We start from the raw sequence: 15,045 nt of genomic DNA on the forward strand, positions 1-15,045 counted from the left end.
CCGGCGGAACCTTTTGCCGCCCGGCGTCGTTTCCTGATTGAAGCCCCGCGAGTAGGCGGGAGAACCCTAACAAGGGAGTGAAACGATGAACTGGGATATTATTCAAGGTAAGTGGAAACAGCTGAAAGGCGCCGTTCAGGAGAACTGGGGCGAGCTGACCGAAGACGATCTCGACAAGGCCGCTGGCAGCCGCGAGCAGCTCGTGGGCCTGATCCAGGAACGCTACGGTCTCGCAAAGGCGGATGCCGAGCGTCAGGTTGATGAGTTCTTCGCCGACAAGGCCGCCTGAGGCAGCCTCAGCGACGCTTTTTAAGGGCCCCGGCATTGCGCCGGGGCCTTTGTCGTTTCGCAGTCCCGATTTCGCGCGGGGGCTGGCACCCGGCGGAACGGCGCAATAGCCTGCACAAACGCCGCGCCTCGCCGGCACGCCAGCACGGAAGATGCAATGCAGCTCAAGGCCATTCACCATGTCGCGCTGATCTGCGGCGACTATGCCCGCAGCCGGGCGTTTTATGTCGATCTTCTGGGGCTGCGGGTGATCGCCGAAACGCTGCGCGAGGAACGCCAGAGTTGGAAGCTCGACCTCGCGCTGCCGGATGGCGGCCAGCTTGAGCTGTTCAGCTTCCCCTCCCCGCCAGAGCGCCCCTCGCGCCCCGAGGCCAAGGGGTTGCGCCACCTTGCCTTTACCGTCGATGACGTGACCGTGGCCAAGGACTGGCTGGAGGCGCGGGGCATCGCGGTGGAACCGGTCCGCACCGACGCGCTGACCGGCAAGCGCTTTACCTTCTTCGCCGATCCCGACGGGCTGCCGCTGGAGCTTTACGAGCGCTGAACCGGAGCCGGTCAACGACATCTCATGCGATTATCCGGCAGACGGGCGGGAACCCGCCGGCGCGGCACACCGTTTGACCGGCGAAAGGACATGCCATGCAAGCCGTCGAAAGCGTTATCGCCTCGCCCTGGTTCCTGATTGTCTGGGCGCTGCTGATGATCCCCTCCGAGATCGCCCTCCTGCGGGATCTGAAAACGAAGAACAGCCATCTGATGAGCCTGATGAAGCTCGTCTGGGCGTTGACCGTGCTCTATTCCGGTCCGCTCGGTCTGCTCATCTACTGGACCTGTGGCCGCAAGGAGATCCCCGAGGACAATCTGGCGCGTCGCGCGTTCCGCTCGGTGGCGCATTGCTATTCCGGCTGCGGACTGGGCGAGATCACCGGCGTTATCCTCGCGGTGGGTCTCCTGCGGGTCGGCACCGGGGCGACAGCGGCCATCACATTCGCTTTCGCCTATACGGTGGGTTTCGCGCTCACCTTCGGCCCGCTGATACAGGACGGCGTCTCGAAACGTCTTGCGCTCAAAGACACCTTCCTGGCCGAGACCCCCTCGATCTTCGTGATGGAGATCGTGGCCATCGCGGTCGACCTGACGCTGGCCGGCAATGCCGGGATGAGCGATGTCCGGTTCTGGTCCTCGCTGATCGTATCGCTGACCTGTGGCCTTGTCGCCGCCTACCCGGTGAACGTGCTGCTGCTGCATTTCGGCGTGAAGGAAGGCATGATGGATCCGCGCATGACCGATCACGGGACGCACGGCCACCACGAGGCCCATGCGCACTGAGGACCGCCCTGCCCCGGAAATGACAGACGCCCGCTGCGGAACAGCGGGCGTCTTTGTCTTTCGGCACGGCGCGCGGGTGTCAGGCGGGCTCTTTCTTGGCGTAGCCCAGCCCTTGCAGCGCGGTGCGGATCTCGTCGAGGATCGCCGGATCGTCGATGGTCGCCGGCATCTTGAATTCCTCGCCATCGGCGATCTTGACCATGGTGGCGCGCAGGATCTTGCCCGAGCGCGTCTTGGGCAGACGGTCGACCACGGCGCAGAGCTTGAAGGCCGCAACCGGGCCGATCTGGTCGCGCACCAGCTTGACGCATTCCTTGCAGACCTCGGCCTCGTCGCGATCCACGCCTGAGCTCAGGCAGATGAAGCCCAGCGGCATCTGCCCCTTGAGCTCATCGGCAACCCCAATCACCGCGCATTCGGCCACATCCGGATGTGAGGCCAGCACCTCCTCCATCGCGCCGGTGGACAGGCGGTGGCCCGCGACGTTGATCACGTCATCGGTGCGCGACATGATGTAAAGATAGCCGTCTTCGTCCTTCATGCCCGCATCGCCGGTCTCGTAATAGCCGGGGAACTGGGTGAGATAGCTCTTCTTGTAGCGCGCCTCGGCGTTCCACAGGGTTTGCAGCGTGCCCGGCGGCAGCGGCAGCTTGATCGCGATGGCCCCCAGCTCGCCCGGGGCGACCTCATGGCCACCTTCATCGAGAATGCGCACGTCGTAGCCCGGCATCGGCACCGAAGGGCTGCCCAGCTTGATCGGCAGCTCCTCGATCCCGATCGGGTTCGCGGCGATGCCCCAGCCGGTCTCGGTCTGCCACCAGTGGTCGATCACCGGCACGCCGAGGTGTTTTTGCGCCCATTCGATGGTCGACGGGTCGGCGCGCTCGCCCGCGAGGAACAGCGCCTGGAGATCGTGCAGCTTGTAGCGCTTGATCCATTCGCCGTCCGGATCGGCGCGGCGGATGGCGCGCAGCGCGGTCGGCGCGGTGAAGAACGACTTGATCCTGTGGTTCTGGATGATCCGCCAGAACACGCCCGCATGCGGGGTGCCAATGGGCTTGCCCTCGAACACCACGGTCTGTGCGCCGGTGATCAGCGGGCCGTAGCAGATATAGGAATGCCCCACGACCCAGCCCACATCCGAGGCCGCCCAGAACCGGTCGCCCGGCTCGATATTGTAGATGTTCTTCATCGTCCATTGCAGGGCGACAAGGTGACCGGCGGTGGAGCGCACCACGCCCTTGGGCTGGCCGGTCGTGCCGGAGGTATAGAGAATATAGGCCGGGTGATTGCCCTCGACCGGCACGCACTCGGCGGGCTTCACACCGTACTGGAAGCCGTGCCAGGAGAAATCGCGCCCCTCGATCAGCTTGGCCACCTCCTGCTCGCGCTGGAAGATCACGCAGAATTCCGGCTTGTGCTCGGCCTGTTCGATGGCCTCGTCGAGCAGCGGCTTGTAATGCACCACGCGGCCCGGTTCGAGCCCGCAGCTCGATGCGATGATCGCCTTGGGGGTGCAATCGTCGATGCGCACCGCCAGCTCATGCGCTGCAAAGCCGCCGAACACCACCGAATGCACCGCACCAAGCCGGGCGCAGGCCAGCATCGCCTCCAGCGCCTCGGGGATCATCGGCATGTAGATGATGACCCGGTCGCCCTTTTCGACGCCGCGCATCTTGAGCGCACCGGCGAGCGAGGCGACGCGCGCCTGCAACTCGCTGTAGGTGATGCCCTTGGTGGAATGGGTGATCGGGCTTTCGTGCATGATGGCGATTTCGTCGCCCCGCCCCGCCTCGACATGGCGGTCGACCGCGTTCCAGCAGGTATTGACCAGCCCGTCCGAGAACCACTCATACATGTCCTCGCCCTTGTCGAAGAGCGCCTTGGAGGGCTCCTTGACCCAGTCGATCGCCTGCGCGGCCTCCATCCAGAACCCTTCGGGATCGGATTTCCACGCCTCGTATACGTCCTTGTAGCCCATGGGGAAGCTCCTCCTCTCGCATTTGGGTAAGTTGATTAGGCAACGGCCCTTACCCGAGCAAGTATGTTACCGGTAAGCAGGACAGAAAACCGCACCGATTTGCCATTGCAGGCAAATTGTGGACCTCAAATCTTTGCAAAGAAAGGAGTTTATTAACCGAATTTTGCGAATAAGACGGCATTTTGCAAATTTGCAAAGCGGTCAATTGCAAAACCAGACCGAATCCCGGCGGGGCAATCGGATTCACTGCCCATCTGCGCCGCACTCACGGGCGTCTTGAGGAATTTCCGGGCGGCGGCCGGCCCTGTGTCGGTCCGGCCTCGCCGCTGCTCAGCCGTAGCTCGCCACCGGCGTGCCGGCGATGGCCGCCATGTTCAGCAACCCGCGCGAGGTGATCGAGGGCGTCACGATATGCGCGCGATTGCCCAGCCCCATCAGGATCGGCCCGACCTCCAGCCCGCCGGCCTTGAGCCGCAGGATGTTGCGCACGCCGCTGGCCGCATCGGCCTGGGCGAAGATCAGCACATTGGCGGCGCCCTGCATGCGGTTCTCGGGCATCAGCCGCTCGCGCAGCTCCGGGTCGAGCGCGCTGTCCACATGCATCTCGCCCTCATAGATGAAATCGCGCGGCTGGCTGTCGAGGATCTCCAGCGCGGCGCGGATGCGCGGGCCGGAGCCGTCGGCCTGGTTGCCGAATTGCGAGCGCGAGCACAGTGCGATCTGGGGCGTGAGCCCAAAGCGGCGCACATGGCGCGCGGCGCCGATGACCGTCTTGGCGATCTGCTCGGGCGTCGGCTCCGTCCAGACCTGGGTGTCGGCGAGAAACAGCGGCCCGTCTTCCAGGATCATCATCGACAGCGCACCCTGCGCCTCGTGGCCATCGTTGCCCAGCACCTGGGTGATGTAGTTGAGATGCCAGCGATACTCGCCGAAGGTGCCGCAGATCATGCTGTCGGCCTCGCCGCGATAGACCATGATCGCGGCAATCGCGGTGAGGTTCGTGCGCAGGATCGCGCGCGCCAGATCCGGCGTCACGCCGCGCCGCGCCATCAGCTTGTGATAGGTTTCCCAGTAATCGCGATACCGCGGGTCGTCCTGCGGGTCGACGATGTGGAAATCGCGGCCCGGGCGGATTTCCAGCCCCATGCGCTCGCAGCGGCTTGCCATGACGTCCGGGCGACCGATGAGGATCGGCTGCTCGGTGGTTTCTTCCAGGATCGCCTGCGCCGCGCGCAGCACCCGTTCGTCCTCGCCCTCGGCAAAGACGATCCGGCGAGAGGCCGAGCGTGCCGCCTCGAAGACCGGGCGCATGAGCAGCGCCGATTTGAACACCGAGGCGTTGAGCTTGTCCTTGTAGGCCTGAAGATCGTCGAGCGGACGCGCCGCCACGCCGGAATCCATCGCCGCCTGCGCCACCGCCGAGGAGACGACAGCGGAAAGGCGCGGATCGAAGGGTTTCGGGATCAGATAGTCGCGCCCGAAGGTCAGCTGCTCGCCATGATAGGCCGCCGCCGCCTCGGCAGAGGTGGTGGCGCGGGCAAGCGCCGCGATGCCCTCGACGCAGGCCACCGACATGGCGTCGTTGATCTCGGTCGCGCCGACATCCAGCGCGCCGCGGAAGATGAAGGGGAAACACAGGACGTTGTTGACCTGGTTGGGAAAATCACTGCGCCCGGTGGCGATGATCGCGTCGGGCGCCACGGCGCGTACCGCGTCGGGCATGATCTCGGGCGTGGGATTGGCCAGCGCAAAGACGATGGGAGCCTCGCTCATGCGCGCCACCTGTTCGGGCTTCAGCACGCCGGGGCCGGAAAGCCCGAGGAACAGATCCGCCCCCGCGATCACATCGTCGAGCGTGCGCAGGTCGGAATTCTGCGCAAACGCCGCCTTCTGCGGCGTCATATCCTCTTCGCGGCCCTCATAGACCAGTCCGTGAATATCGCAGAGCCAGACATTCTCGCGCTTCACCCCGAGCTTCAGCAGCATGTTCAGACAGGCGATGCCCGCAGCACCGCCGCCGGTGGAGACGACCTTGATATCCTCAAAGGACTTGCCGGCCACATGCAGCGCGTTGGTGGCCGCCGCGCCGACAACGATGGCGGTGCCGTGCTGGTCGTCGTGGAACACGGGGATGTTCATCCGCTCGCGGCAGATCTTTTCCACGATGAAACAATCGGGCGCCTTGATGTCCTCAAGGTTGATCGCGCCAAAGGTCGGCTCCAGCGCGCAGACGATCTCGGCCAGCTTTTCCGGGTCGGGCTCGTTCAGCTCCAGATCGAAACAGTCGATATTGGCGAATTTCTTGAAGAGGACCGCCTTGCCCTCCATCACCGGCTTGGAGGCGAGCGGGCCGATATTGCCCAAGCCCAGCACCGCCGTGCCGTTCGACACCACCGCCACGAGATTGCCCCGCGCGGTGTAGCGGGCGGCGGTCTGCGGATCGGCCTTGATCTCGAGACAGGCCTCGGCGACGCCGGGCGAATAGGCGCGGCTGAGGTCGCGGCCATTGGCCAGCGGCTTGGTCGCGCGGACCTCAAGCTTCCCGGGCTTGGGATTTTCATGGTAGAACAGCGCCGCCTGGCGCAGGCTTTCCTGAGCGGTATCGGTCATGCCGGCCGGGCTCCCGAATTAGTTCAACATTGAACAATCCGCAAAACGCGGATGGGTGCCCAATAGCAGGAGTCCGGTAAGGCGTAAATGGCTAAGCCGCGGACCCCGCTTTTGCGCGGATCGCGGCCTGCGCCGATATGTCGGGAAAACCGCCCGCCTCAGAACCTCAAAAGGCCACGTCTTCAAGCAGTTCGATCCGGCGCTCCGCCTCGCGGCGGGTCAGGTCGGGATCGAAGCTCTCGCCACTGCGCTCGCTTAGCACGCGCAGCCGCGCCTCCTGTTCCTCGGTCATCGGCTCTTGCGGCGGCGGCGGCACATCTAGCGCGGCGTCGACATCTTCGGCACGGGGTGTTGAGTTCATCGGTTGGAACCTCCTTTACCGCCCCGAAACGCAACGCCCCCGGGTCAGGTTCCATAAGATATCGCAACCGTTTGCGCTCACGCCCCGGACGCTCCGATTTCCGTAGGTGACAAGGCCGCGCCCCGCTCCTATAAGGCGCGCGAAATTCCGATCCCCCACCAAGGAGCTTTTCCTATGACGACCCTGGTTTTCGGCCACAAATCCCCCGACACCGACAGCACCGGCAGCCCCATCGTCTGGGCCTGGTACATGAACGAGGTCAAGGGCGAGGCCGCCAAGCCCGCTCTGCTCGGCGAGCCCAACACCGAGGCCGCCTTCATGCTCCAGCACTGGGGTCTGGACAAGCCCGAGATCATCGGCGACGTGGCCGAGGATGCGCCGGTCGTCATCGTCGACACCAACAACCCCGCCGAGCTGCCGGCCTCGATCAACGCCGCCGACATCAAGGCGATCATCGACCACCACAAGCTGGTGGGCGGCCTGGAAACCAAGGGCCCGATCGACATCACCGTGCGCCCGCTCGCCTGCACCGCCACCATCATGTACGATCTGATGGGCGACGATGCCGCCAAGATGCCCGAGGCGATCAAGGGCGCGGCGCTGACCTGCATCCTCTCCGACACGCTGGAATTCCGCTCGCCCACCACCACCGAGCACGACAAGGAGGTCGCCGGCAAGCTGGCCACCGATCTCGGCCTCGACATCACCGAATTTGCCGCCAAGATGTTCGCCGCGAAATCCGACGTCTCGGCCTTTTCCGACGCCGAGCTGATCCGCATGGACTCCAAGGAATACGAGGTCGACGGCACCAAGTTCCGCGTCTCCGTGCTCGAGACCACCGCGCCCGAGATCCCGCTGGGCCGCAAGGACAGCCTGATGGAGACCTTCAAGACTGTCGCCGCCGAAGATGGCGTCGATCAGGTGCTGCTCTTCGTCGTCGACATCCTCAAGGAAGAGGCGACGCTGCTGGTGCCGAACGATCTGGTGAAGACCGTGGCCGAAAAGAGCTTTGGCGCCAGCGTTTCCGGCGACACCGTGGTCCTGCCCGGCGTGATGAGCCGCAAGAAGCAGATCATCCCGAACCTCAAGGTCTGAGCGCGCCAGATCTATCGGATTGTCTCGACACCGGTCGCATCGCGCGACCGGTGTTTTCGTTTGCGCAGCGCTCACTCTGCGCGCACCACCTCATAGAGCGCGGCATTGGGCACCACACCGTCGACCGGCGGGAAGGCCCCCGCAGCACGCATCGCCGCGATCGCATCGGCGAAATGCGCCGGGCTTTCCCAGCGCGCGATATTGACCAGCGAAAACCGCGCCTGCGGGTCGAGCGAGCCGTGCAGCGCCGTCGAGAGATAGCCGGGCTGCTCTTGCAGAAAATCCCGCGCCTTCTCCCAGGCGGCGATGGCTGCGTCCCGCTGCCCCGGCGGGACCTCGAAAACGTTGATCAGCGTCACCTCGGCAATGGCGGCACTGCCGGTCAGCAAAAGCACCGCCAGCGGCGCCAGGATTTTCGGGAAGGTCATGAGTCGCTCTCCTAAATTTTAATAGCATGCTATTTATATAAACAGAGCATGCTATTCAATATCCATCCGAGGCTTTCCGATAAAAATGCAAGAACCCGCTTGCCGCCCCCTGCCCTGCGGGAGTAGCGATAGCGCCATGACACCCAAAATCCTGACGACTCTGCGCGAATACAGCGTCGAGAGCTTCCGCGCCGACCTCTGGGCCGGTGTCACCGTGGCCATGGTTGCGCTGCCGCTCAGTCTGGCGATTGCCATCGCCTCCGGCGCCGGCCCAGAGACCGGGCTAATCACCGCCATTGTCGCGGGGTTCCTGATCTCGGCGCTCGGCGGCAGCCGGGTTCAGATCGGCGGCCCGACCGGCGCCTTCATCGTCGTGGTGGCCGGTGTCATCCACACGCACGGGTTTTCCGGCCTGGTGACCGCCACCTTCATGGCCGGGCTCATCCTGCTGGCGGCGGGGTTCCTGCGCGCCGGGCGGCTGATCCGCTTCGTTCCGGAACCAGTGATCAACGGCTTTACCATCGGCATCGCTGTGATCATCGCGCTGAGCCAGCTCAGGGATGTGTTCGGCATGACCGCCCCGATGCCCGCCGAAACGCTGGAAAAGCTCGCAGCGCTCTGGGAGGCGCGGGGCGAGATCGCGCTCTGGCCACTGGCCATCGGCCTCATCACCATGGCGCTGATCACCCTGTTCCGCCGGCTCGCGCCGTCCTGGCCCGGGCTGATCGTGGCGGTGGGGCTGACCTCAGGCGCGGTGGCGCTCTTCGGCCTGCCGGTCGAGACGCTGGGCGACCGCTTCGGCACCCTGCCCCGGGGCCTGCCGATGCCCGAGCTGCCGGACCTGTCGCCGGCCAAGCTGCGCGAGCTGCTGCCCTCGGCGCTGATCATCGCCTTTCTGGCCGGGGTGGAATCGCTGCTCTCGGCCATGGTTGCCGACCGCATGACCGGCTTTCGGCACCGCTCCGGCGCCGAGCTGCTGGCGCAGGGCGCGGCCAATCTGGGCTCCTCGCTCTTTGGCGGGCTGCCCGCGACTGGCGCCATCGCGCGCACCGCGACGAATATCCGCGCCGGCGGGCGCACGCCGGTGGCCGGGCTGGTACACGCGCTGACCATCCTGCTGGCGATGCTGGTGGCGGCACCGCTGGCGTCGAGCCTCGCCATGCCGGCGCTGGCCGGGCTGCTGCTGCTCACCGCCTGGAACATGAGCGAACCGCAGCACTGGCGCGCGCATTTCCTCGAAGGCCGCCGCAGCGACCGGGTTCTGCTGATCATGACCTGTGTGCTGACAATCTTCGCCGATCTCACGGTGGCCATCGGCTTCGGCGTCGCGGCGGGGCTGGCCCTGCGCCTGCAACGCCGCGAGGTGCCGCCCGCCGACTGGACGCCGCCGGACAGGTAAGCCATTTCGCGCGGGCGGGAGACCGCCTCGTGCAGAGGTTCCGGCGCTGTGCGCCCGGGACTCGGGAAGGCCACCCTGCGGGGCAATACGGCAATAGGGTGGGCAATCAGCGCACCGCCCCCCTCGCGCAGAGAGCTTTCCTCCCGCCGGCCCACAGAACAGAGAATATTTCTTTCCCGACAGGCAAATCCCTGAAAACTCTCCCCGCATCCTCCCCTAGCCTGAGCGCATAAAGGAGGTGTGTGACCATGACCGATCTGTCGAACCGGCCCACGCTCGGCCTCACCGACCCAGAACTTCTTCAGAACGCAGGCGATTTCCCCGGCCAGGGGCGCCTCGCCGTGCGCGACCCGGCCACCGGCGCGCTGATCGCCCAGGTGGCGATGAGCGATGCAGGCGGCGCCCGCGCCGCCGTCGATGCCGCGCAGAACGCCTTTCCCGGCTGGGCCACCATGCTGCCGCAGGACCGCGCCGCGATCCTGCACCGCTGGCACACGCTGATCATGGCCGCCAAGGAGGATCTCTCGCGCCTCATGGTGGCCGAACAGGGCAAGCCGCTGAGCGAGGCGCGGGGCGAGATCGACTATGCCGCAAGCTTCGTGCAGTTCTATGCCGAAGAGGCGCTGCGCCCGAATATCGAGGGCGTCACCAGCCACCTGCCCGATGCCGAGATGGAGCTCTGGCGCGAGCCGGTGGGGGTCGCCGCACTCGTCACCCCGTGGAACTTCCCCTCGGCGATGATCACCCGCAAGGCCGCCGCCGCGCTCGCCGCCGGCTGCACCGTGGTGATCCACCCCTCCGCCGAAACCCCGCTCTCGGCGCTGGCGCTGGCCGAGCTGGCGCGCCGCGCCGGCTTCCCCGACGGCACGGTGAACACCGTGATCGGCGACGCCGCCACCATCGTCGGCGAATGGACGGCCGACGCCCGCGTGCGCGCGCTCTCCTTCACCGGCTCCACCGAGATCGGCCGGCTGCTCTACCGCCAGTCCGCCGATACGGTGAAGCGGCTGGTGCTCGAGCTCGGCGGGCACGCGCCCTTCATCGTCTTCGAGGATGCGGATCTCGACCGCGCCGTGGCCGAGGCGATCAAGGCGAAATTCGCCACCTCCGGGCAGGATTGCCTGGGCGCCAACCGCTTCTACATCCAGCGCCCGGTTTATCAGGAATTCTGCGAGCGCTTTGCCCGCGCCACCGAGGCGCTGCGGCTCGGCAAGGGCATGGACGATCCCGACATCGGCCCGCTCATCCATGAGCGCGCGGTGGAAAAGCAGGCGCTTCAGGTCAATGACGCGCTGACCAAAGGCGCAAAACTGCTCACCGGCGGCGCCATCGACCCGGCGCTGGGGCCGCTCTTTTTCCGGCCCACGGTGCTGGCCGATGTGACAGACGACGCGGCGATCATGTCGGAGGAGACCTTCGGCCCGGTTGCCCCGCTCACCCCCTTCGACGACGAGGCGGAGGTGATCGGGCGCGCCAACGCCACCGAATACGGGCTGGTCGCCTATGTGCACAGCCTCGATCCGCGCCGCATCTACCGCCTCACCCGCGCGCTGCAATTCGGCATGGTGGCGGTCAACCGCACCAAGGTCACCGGCGCGCCGATCCCGTTTGGCGGGGTCAAGCAATCGGGCATGGGCCGCGAGGGCGCACGCCAGGGGCTCGAGGCCTTTACCGATATCAAATACGTCTGCCGCGACTGGGGCTGAAAGGAGAGCATATGCTGACGAACGACCAACTGGGGAAATGGGACCGCGAGAGCTTTTTCCACCCCTCCACCCATCTCGGCCAGTTCGCCCGGGGCGAGGCGCCGCAGCGCATCGTCACCGGCGGCGAGGGTGTCTATATCACCGACCGCGACGGCAACCGCCTGCTCGACGGGTTCGCCGGGCTCTATTGCGTGAACGTGGGCTATGGCCGCCAGGAGATCGCCGAGGCCATCGCCGCGCAGGCGCGCGAACTCAGCTATTACCACGCCTATGCCGGCCACGGCTCCGAGGCCTCGATCACCCTGGCCAAGATGGTGATGGACCGCGCCCCCGATCACATGGCGCGGGTCTATTTCGGCCTCGGCGGTTCGGATGCGAACGAGACCAACATCAAGCTGGTCTGGTATTACAACAACATCCTCGGACGTCCCGAGAAGAAAAAGATCATCTCGCGCTGGCGCGGCTATCACGGCTCTGGCCTGATGACCGGCTCGCTCACGGGGCTGGAGCTCTTCCACAAGAAATTCGACCTGCCGCTGGCGCAGGTGATCCATACCGAGGCGCCCTATTACTTCCGCCGCCCCGACACCGCGATGACCGAGGCGGATTTCACCGCCCATTGCGTCGCCGAGCTGGAGGCGCTGATCGAGTCCGAGGGGCCCGAGACCATCGCCGCCTTCATCGGCGAGCCGGTGCTGGGCACCGGTGGCATCGTACCGCCGCCCGAGGGCTACTGGCCGGCGATCCAGGCGGTGCTGGACAAGCACGACATCCTGCTCATCGCCGATGAGGTGGTGACCGGCTTCGGGCGTCTGGGCTCGATGTTCGGCTCGGATCACTATGGCATCAAGCCCGATCTCATCACCTCGGCGAAGGGGCTGACCTCGGCCTATGCGCCGCTCTCGGCCACCATTGTCGGGCAGCGCATGTGGGATGTGCTGATGCAGGGCACCGACGAATACGGTGTGCTGGGCCATGGCTGGACCTATTCCGCCCACCCCATCGGCGCGGCCGCCGGCATCGCCAATCTAAAGCTGATCGACGAGCTTGGCCTCGTGCAGAACGCCGCAGACACCGGCGCCTATCTCGCCCAGACCATGCGCGACGCGCTCGGCGCGCATGCAAATGTCGGCGAGGTGCGCGGCGAGGGCATGCTCTGCGCGGTGGAGCTGGTCGCCGACCGCGACAGCCGCCGCTTCTTCGACGCCTCCGAAGGCAAGGGCGCCAAGGTCGTGGCGGCGATGCTGGAGCGCGGCGTGATCGCACGGGCCATGCCGCAGGGCGACATCCTGGGCTTTGCGCCGCCGCTCTGCCTGACCCGCGCGGAAGCGGACGAGATCGTCTCGGTGACGGCGGACGCGGTGGAAGCCGTACTTGGCTGACGATACGCATATCGGGCGGGGCCGCTCCGGCGGCCCTGCCTTCCGCCCATCACCTGAGATTGGGTGGTAGTGGCACCGAACCGGGCGACGCCACATGTACAACGGCTTCAGCGTAAATTATTGAAAAGCATCAGACACCGGAACCTCCCCGTTGAGAGGACGCCGCGCAACAGTGACATGGATCTAGGGGGGGGCGCGCGAACTCCGTATGGATCCGGCTGACATCACCTGCAGCGAAAGGCCATCCCAACCGTGGTTCAGGTAATATGCTGGCTCTCAAACCGGAACCGGCCTCGAGCTGCGCATCGCGCGGCGGGCCGGGTAAAGTTGGTGCGGTCGAGAAGACTCGAACTTCCACGGGAGTTACCCCACAGCGACCTCAACGCTGCGCGTCTACCAATTCCGCCACGACCGCACTGCCATTGGCTTGGTGACGCGCTCTCTACAAAAGCTGCGCGGAGAAGGGAAGAGGGAAATCGCATTCGGACCAGATTTTCGCGCACCGCGTGCTCCGATGCAAAAAAGCGGGCGCCAGTGGCGCCCGCCTGCCCGCCCTCAAGGGGCACTCAGTTCTCGATCGTAAAGACCGGCAGGGTCGCCGCCTTGGTCACCACGCCCTCCGGCGCCGTCTGCACCGCGGCATTGCCGCCGAGCATGAGCGAGGCCTTGCGCAGCAAGCCCGCGCGCTCCGGCTGTCCGGACGCAAAGACCGGCACAGCGCCACCGTCCAGCGCGTCCAGCGCCTGACCGTACCAGGAGACCGCGAGATCGAGCCGTTTGCTGGCGCCGAAGCCCTGGCTCAGGTGATGGCCCAGAAGCTCTGCATAGGGCGCCTGGCCGAGCGAGACCAGCATCAGCGCCGCACCCATCGCGGTATCGAGATCATCGGTCTTGTAGCCGGAGGCGAGGCAGATCTGCGCGGTTTTTTCCAGCTGCGCCGGCGACATGCCCGTCGAGAGCAGGAACTGACCGACGCCTTGCAGCACCTCTTCGCGCGGTTGCAGCGACACCGCCGCCACGTTTTCCTTGAGGAGCTCGCCGAAGCTCGCGCATTGCGCGGCGATCTGCTGCGGCGTCGCGCCGGACACCTGCGCCATGAGCTCTTCGCCACGCGCAATGGCATAGGTGCGGGTGAGGCACATCTGCTCGTCCATGGCCGCGACCGGATCGGTCAGCGTGTCGGCGGTGATGTAGCCGCCATTGGTCGAGGTCACGAGGCTGACCGTGTTGCAATGCGACGCGAGCGAGGCCTCCACCGGGGCCGCGCCGAAGAAATTCGGCAGCGCCGGGCTGGCGGGCTGCGCGGCGACGGGCGCGGTCGAGGGCACCACCGGCTGCGCCGAGGCGACGGGCGGTGCCACCCCTGCCCCGGACATCGCCGCCATCTGGGTCTGCGGCGGCAGCTGCGGTGCGGGCATGCCCGGCGAGGCCGCCGTCATGGTGCCGCCATCGCCGGTCTTGGCGCAGGTGCCGCGCTGGCAGGTGAACATCGCCGGTGTCACGTTGAAGGCCTGGAAATCATTGCGCTCGTAGCCATCGGGCGTCGAGGCGAAGACCCGCACCGCGCAACTCTGCGCGCTGCACCAGAAGGCCGAGCCGGTCACCGAGGTGTCGATCAGGTAATCTGTGCGACCGTCGCCATTGATATCGGCGAGCTGGATGAAACCGTGGCGCTGCACCAGCTGCTCCGCCGTCGGATCGGAGCTCTTGGCGATCTCGTTCACCGCCGCGGCCACCACGCTGGGCAGGCCGTAATGCCCGCCGATAGAGGCGGTGGCCGAGTTGCCGCTGCCATTCATCTGCTCGTCGCGATAGGCGGTCAGCAGCCCCTTCACGCCCATCGGAGAAGAGGCGATCATCTGCGCGGTGGTCGGCCCGCCCGCCTGGGCGCGGTGATAGGAACCGACTAGGAAATCGCGCTCGTACTGGGTGATCTGGCCGGTGGGCGAATAGCCCATATGCGCCTGATAGGCGGAGATCGCCCTACGGCTGCGGCTGCCCATCACGCCATCTACCGAACCCGCGTCAAAGCCGAAATAGTTCAGCGCGGTCTGGGTGTCGCGATTCTGCTGGCGCTGCGCGGAGTTCGCAGAGCTGCTCTTGTAGGTCTTCTTGGCGGGTGCGCGATAGACCTTCTTCTGCGGCTGGTTGGCGATGGCGCTGCCGATGATGCCCCCCACCAGACCGCCGACAAAGGCGTTGTCGGCAAGGGCGGGAAGCGGGGTAAGCGCGACGCTGGCGGTCAGCAAACCTGTTACGAAACGACGTTTCACAGGGAATCTCCTCTATAAAAATATGGGCGCCGGGAGATTATGAGCGCTGCGTGCCATGCCCTCACCAAACGATCCGTGGCAAAAATCGTCCCCCCAGATCACGATTCTGTCAACCTTGCACTGACGCCAATTCGCGACAAGCCGGGAATACCAGCCCCAAAACCCGGTCTTGACGCCCTCCGAAACTGCGCCT

General features: G+C 65.8%; 12 protein-coding genes and 1 tRNA gene. 7 read left to right on the plus strand and 6 right to left on the minus strand.

Annotation, left to right across the window (positions count from 1 at the left end; translation table 11 throughout):
• Window positions 1-85 precede the first annotated feature (85 nt).
• From Ga0080574_RS06400 to Ga0080574_RS06410, 3 genes are all read left to right on the plus strand, one after another.
• Complete coding sequence (locus Ga0080574_RS06400) at window positions 86-289, plus strand: CsbD family protein (protein ID WP_076696222.1); 204 nt, start codon at window positions 86-88, stop codon at window positions 287-289.
• 156 nt (window positions 290-445) lie between these two features.
• On the plus strand, window positions 446-832 hold the full coding sequence (gene gloA2, locus Ga0080574_RS06405) for an SMU1112c/YaeR family gloxylase I-like metalloprotein (RefSeq protein ID WP_076696224.1): 387 nt from the start codon (window positions 446-448) through the stop codon (window positions 830-832).
• A 95-nt stretch (window positions 833-927) separates the two neighbouring features.
• The gene (locus Ga0080574_RS06410) at window positions 928-1,617 is read left to right on the plus strand and encodes a DUF4396 domain-containing protein (protein WP_076696226.1); all 690 of its coding nucleotides are present in this window, start codon (window positions 928-930) and stop codon (window positions 1,615-1,617) included.
• A gap of 79 nt (window positions 1,618-1,696) precedes the next feature.
• Here Ga0080574_RS06410 and Ga0080574_RS06415 read toward each other — a convergent pair whose 3' ends face one another.
• The 3 genes from Ga0080574_RS06415 to Ga0080574_RS06425 all read right to left on the minus strand — a co-directional run bounded on the left by Ga0080574_RS06415 (window position 1,697) and on the right by Ga0080574_RS06425 (window position 6,569).
• On the minus strand, window positions 1,697-3,598 hold the full coding sequence (locus Ga0080574_RS06415) for a propionyl-CoA synthetase (RefSeq protein ID WP_076696228.1): 1,902 nt from the start codon (window positions 3,596-3,598) through the stop codon (window positions 1,697-1,699).
• Between the two features lie 330 nt (window positions 3,599-3,928).
• Window positions 3,929-6,208, minus strand: a complete 2,280-nt coding sequence (locus tag Ga0080574_RS06420; protein WP_076696230.1) for an NADP-dependent malic enzyme — start codon at window positions 6,206-6,208, stop codon at window positions 3,929-3,931.
• A gap of 166 nt (window positions 6,209-6,374) precedes the next feature.
• Window positions 6,375-6,569: a DUF3072 domain-containing protein gene (locus Ga0080574_RS06425; RefSeq protein WP_076696233.1), complete on the minus strand. Its 195-nt coding sequence runs from the start codon at window positions 6,567-6,569 to the stop codon at window positions 6,375-6,377.
• 174 nt (window positions 6,570-6,743) lie between these two features.
• Here Ga0080574_RS06425 and Ga0080574_RS06430 point away from each other — a divergent pair, with 174 nt between their 5' ends.
• Window positions 6,744-7,664 carry a manganese-dependent inorganic pyrophosphatase gene (locus Ga0080574_RS06430; RefSeq protein ID WP_076696235.1) on the plus strand — a complete coding sequence of 307 codons (921 nt, stop codon included), beginning with the start codon at window positions 6,744-6,746 and terminating at the stop codon, window positions 7,662-7,664.
• A 71-nt stretch (window positions 7,665-7,735) separates the two neighbouring features.
• Here Ga0080574_RS06430 and Ga0080574_RS06435 read toward each other — a convergent pair whose 3' ends face one another.
• Entirely contained in the window at window positions 7,736-8,092 is a 357-nt protein-coding gene (locus tag Ga0080574_RS06435) for an antibiotic biosynthesis monooxygenase family protein (protein WP_237219329.1), read from the minus strand.
• Between the two features lie 136 nt (window positions 8,093-8,228).
• Between Ga0080574_RS06435 and Ga0080574_RS06440 the strand changes: the two genes are divergently transcribed.
• The 3 genes from Ga0080574_RS06440 to Ga0080574_RS06450 all read left to right on the plus strand — a co-directional run bounded on the left by Ga0080574_RS06440 (window position 8,229) and on the right by Ga0080574_RS06450 (window position 12,579).
• The gene (locus Ga0080574_RS06440) at window positions 8,229-9,491 is read left to right on the plus strand and encodes a SulP family inorganic anion transporter (RefSeq protein ID WP_076696237.1); all 1,263 of its coding nucleotides are present in this window, start codon (window positions 8,229-8,231) and stop codon (window positions 9,489-9,491) included.
• Window positions 9,492-9,739: 248 nt separating this feature from the next.
• A complete protein-coding gene (locus Ga0080574_RS06445; protein WP_076696239.1) occupies window positions 9,740-11,197 on the plus strand; it encodes an NAD-dependent succinate-semialdehyde dehydrogenase in 1,458 nt (485 codons plus the stop codon).
• 11 nt (window positions 11,198-11,208) lie between these two features.
• Entirely contained in the window at window positions 11,209-12,579 is a 1,371-nt protein-coding gene (locus Ga0080574_RS06450) for an aspartate aminotransferase family protein (RefSeq protein ID WP_076696241.1), read from the plus strand.
• Between the two features lie 328 nt (window positions 12,580-12,907).
• Here the strand turns inward: Ga0080574_RS06450 and Ga0080574_RS06455 are convergent.
• A tRNA-Leu gene (locus Ga0080574_RS06455) sits at window positions 12,908-12,994 on the minus strand.
• 151 nt (window positions 12,995-13,145) lie between these two features.
• Window positions 13,146-14,852, minus strand: a complete 1,707-nt coding sequence (locus Ga0080574_RS06460; protein WP_076696243.1) for a peptidoglycan-binding domain-containing protein — start codon at window positions 14,850-14,852, stop codon at window positions 13,146-13,148.
• Window positions 14,853-15,045: the final 193 nt, after the last annotated feature.

It is taken from the genome of Salipiger abyssi (assembly GCF_001975705.1).
In the GTDB taxonomy this organism is placed as follows: domain Bacteria; phylum Pseudomonadota; class Alphaproteobacteria; order Rhodobacterales; family Rhodobacteraceae; genus Salipiger; species Salipiger abyssi.

Bases quoted from the DNA above. Each gene is read 5' to 3' on its own strand.
- Ga0080574_RS06400 (WP_076696222.1), top strand. From the start codon at position 86: ATGAACTGGGATATTATTCAAGGTAAGTGGAAACAGCTGAAAGGCGCC.
- gloA2 (WP_076696224.1), top strand. From the start codon at position 446: ATGCAGCTCAAGGCCATTCACCATGTCGCGCTGATCTGCGGCGACTAT.
- Ga0080574_RS06410 (WP_076696226.1), top strand. From the start codon at position 928: ATGCAAGCCGTCGAAAGCGTTATCGCCTCGCCCTGGTTCCTGATTGTC.
- Ga0080574_RS06415 (WP_076696228.1), bottom strand. From the start codon at position 3,598: ATGGGCTACAAGGACGTATACGAGGCGTGGAAATCCGATCCCGAAGGG.
- Ga0080574_RS06420 (WP_076696230.1), bottom strand. From the start codon at position 6,208: ATGACCGATACCGCTCAGGAAAGCCTGCGCCAGGCGGCGCTGTTCTAC.
- Ga0080574_RS06425 (WP_076696233.1), bottom strand. From the start codon at position 6,569: ATGAACTCAACACCCCGTGCCGAAGATGTCGACGCCGCGCTAGATGTG.
- Ga0080574_RS06430 (WP_076696235.1), top strand. From the start codon at position 6,744: ATGACGACCCTGGTTTTCGGCCACAAATCCCCCGACACCGACAGCACC.
- Ga0080574_RS06435 (WP_237219329.1), bottom strand. From the start codon at position 8,092: ATGACCTTCCCGAAAATCCTGGCGCCGCTGGCGGTGCTTTTGCTGACC.
- Ga0080574_RS06440 (WP_076696237.1), top strand. From the start codon at position 8,229: ATGACACCCAAAATCCTGACGACTCTGCGCGAATACAGCGTCGAGAGC.
- Ga0080574_RS06445 (WP_076696239.1), top strand. From the start codon at position 9,740: ATGACCGATCTGTCGAACCGGCCCACGCTCGGCCTCACCGACCCAGAA.
- Ga0080574_RS06450 (WP_076696241.1), top strand. From the start codon at position 11,209: ATGCTGACGAACGACCAACTGGGGAAATGGGACCGCGAGAGCTTTTTC.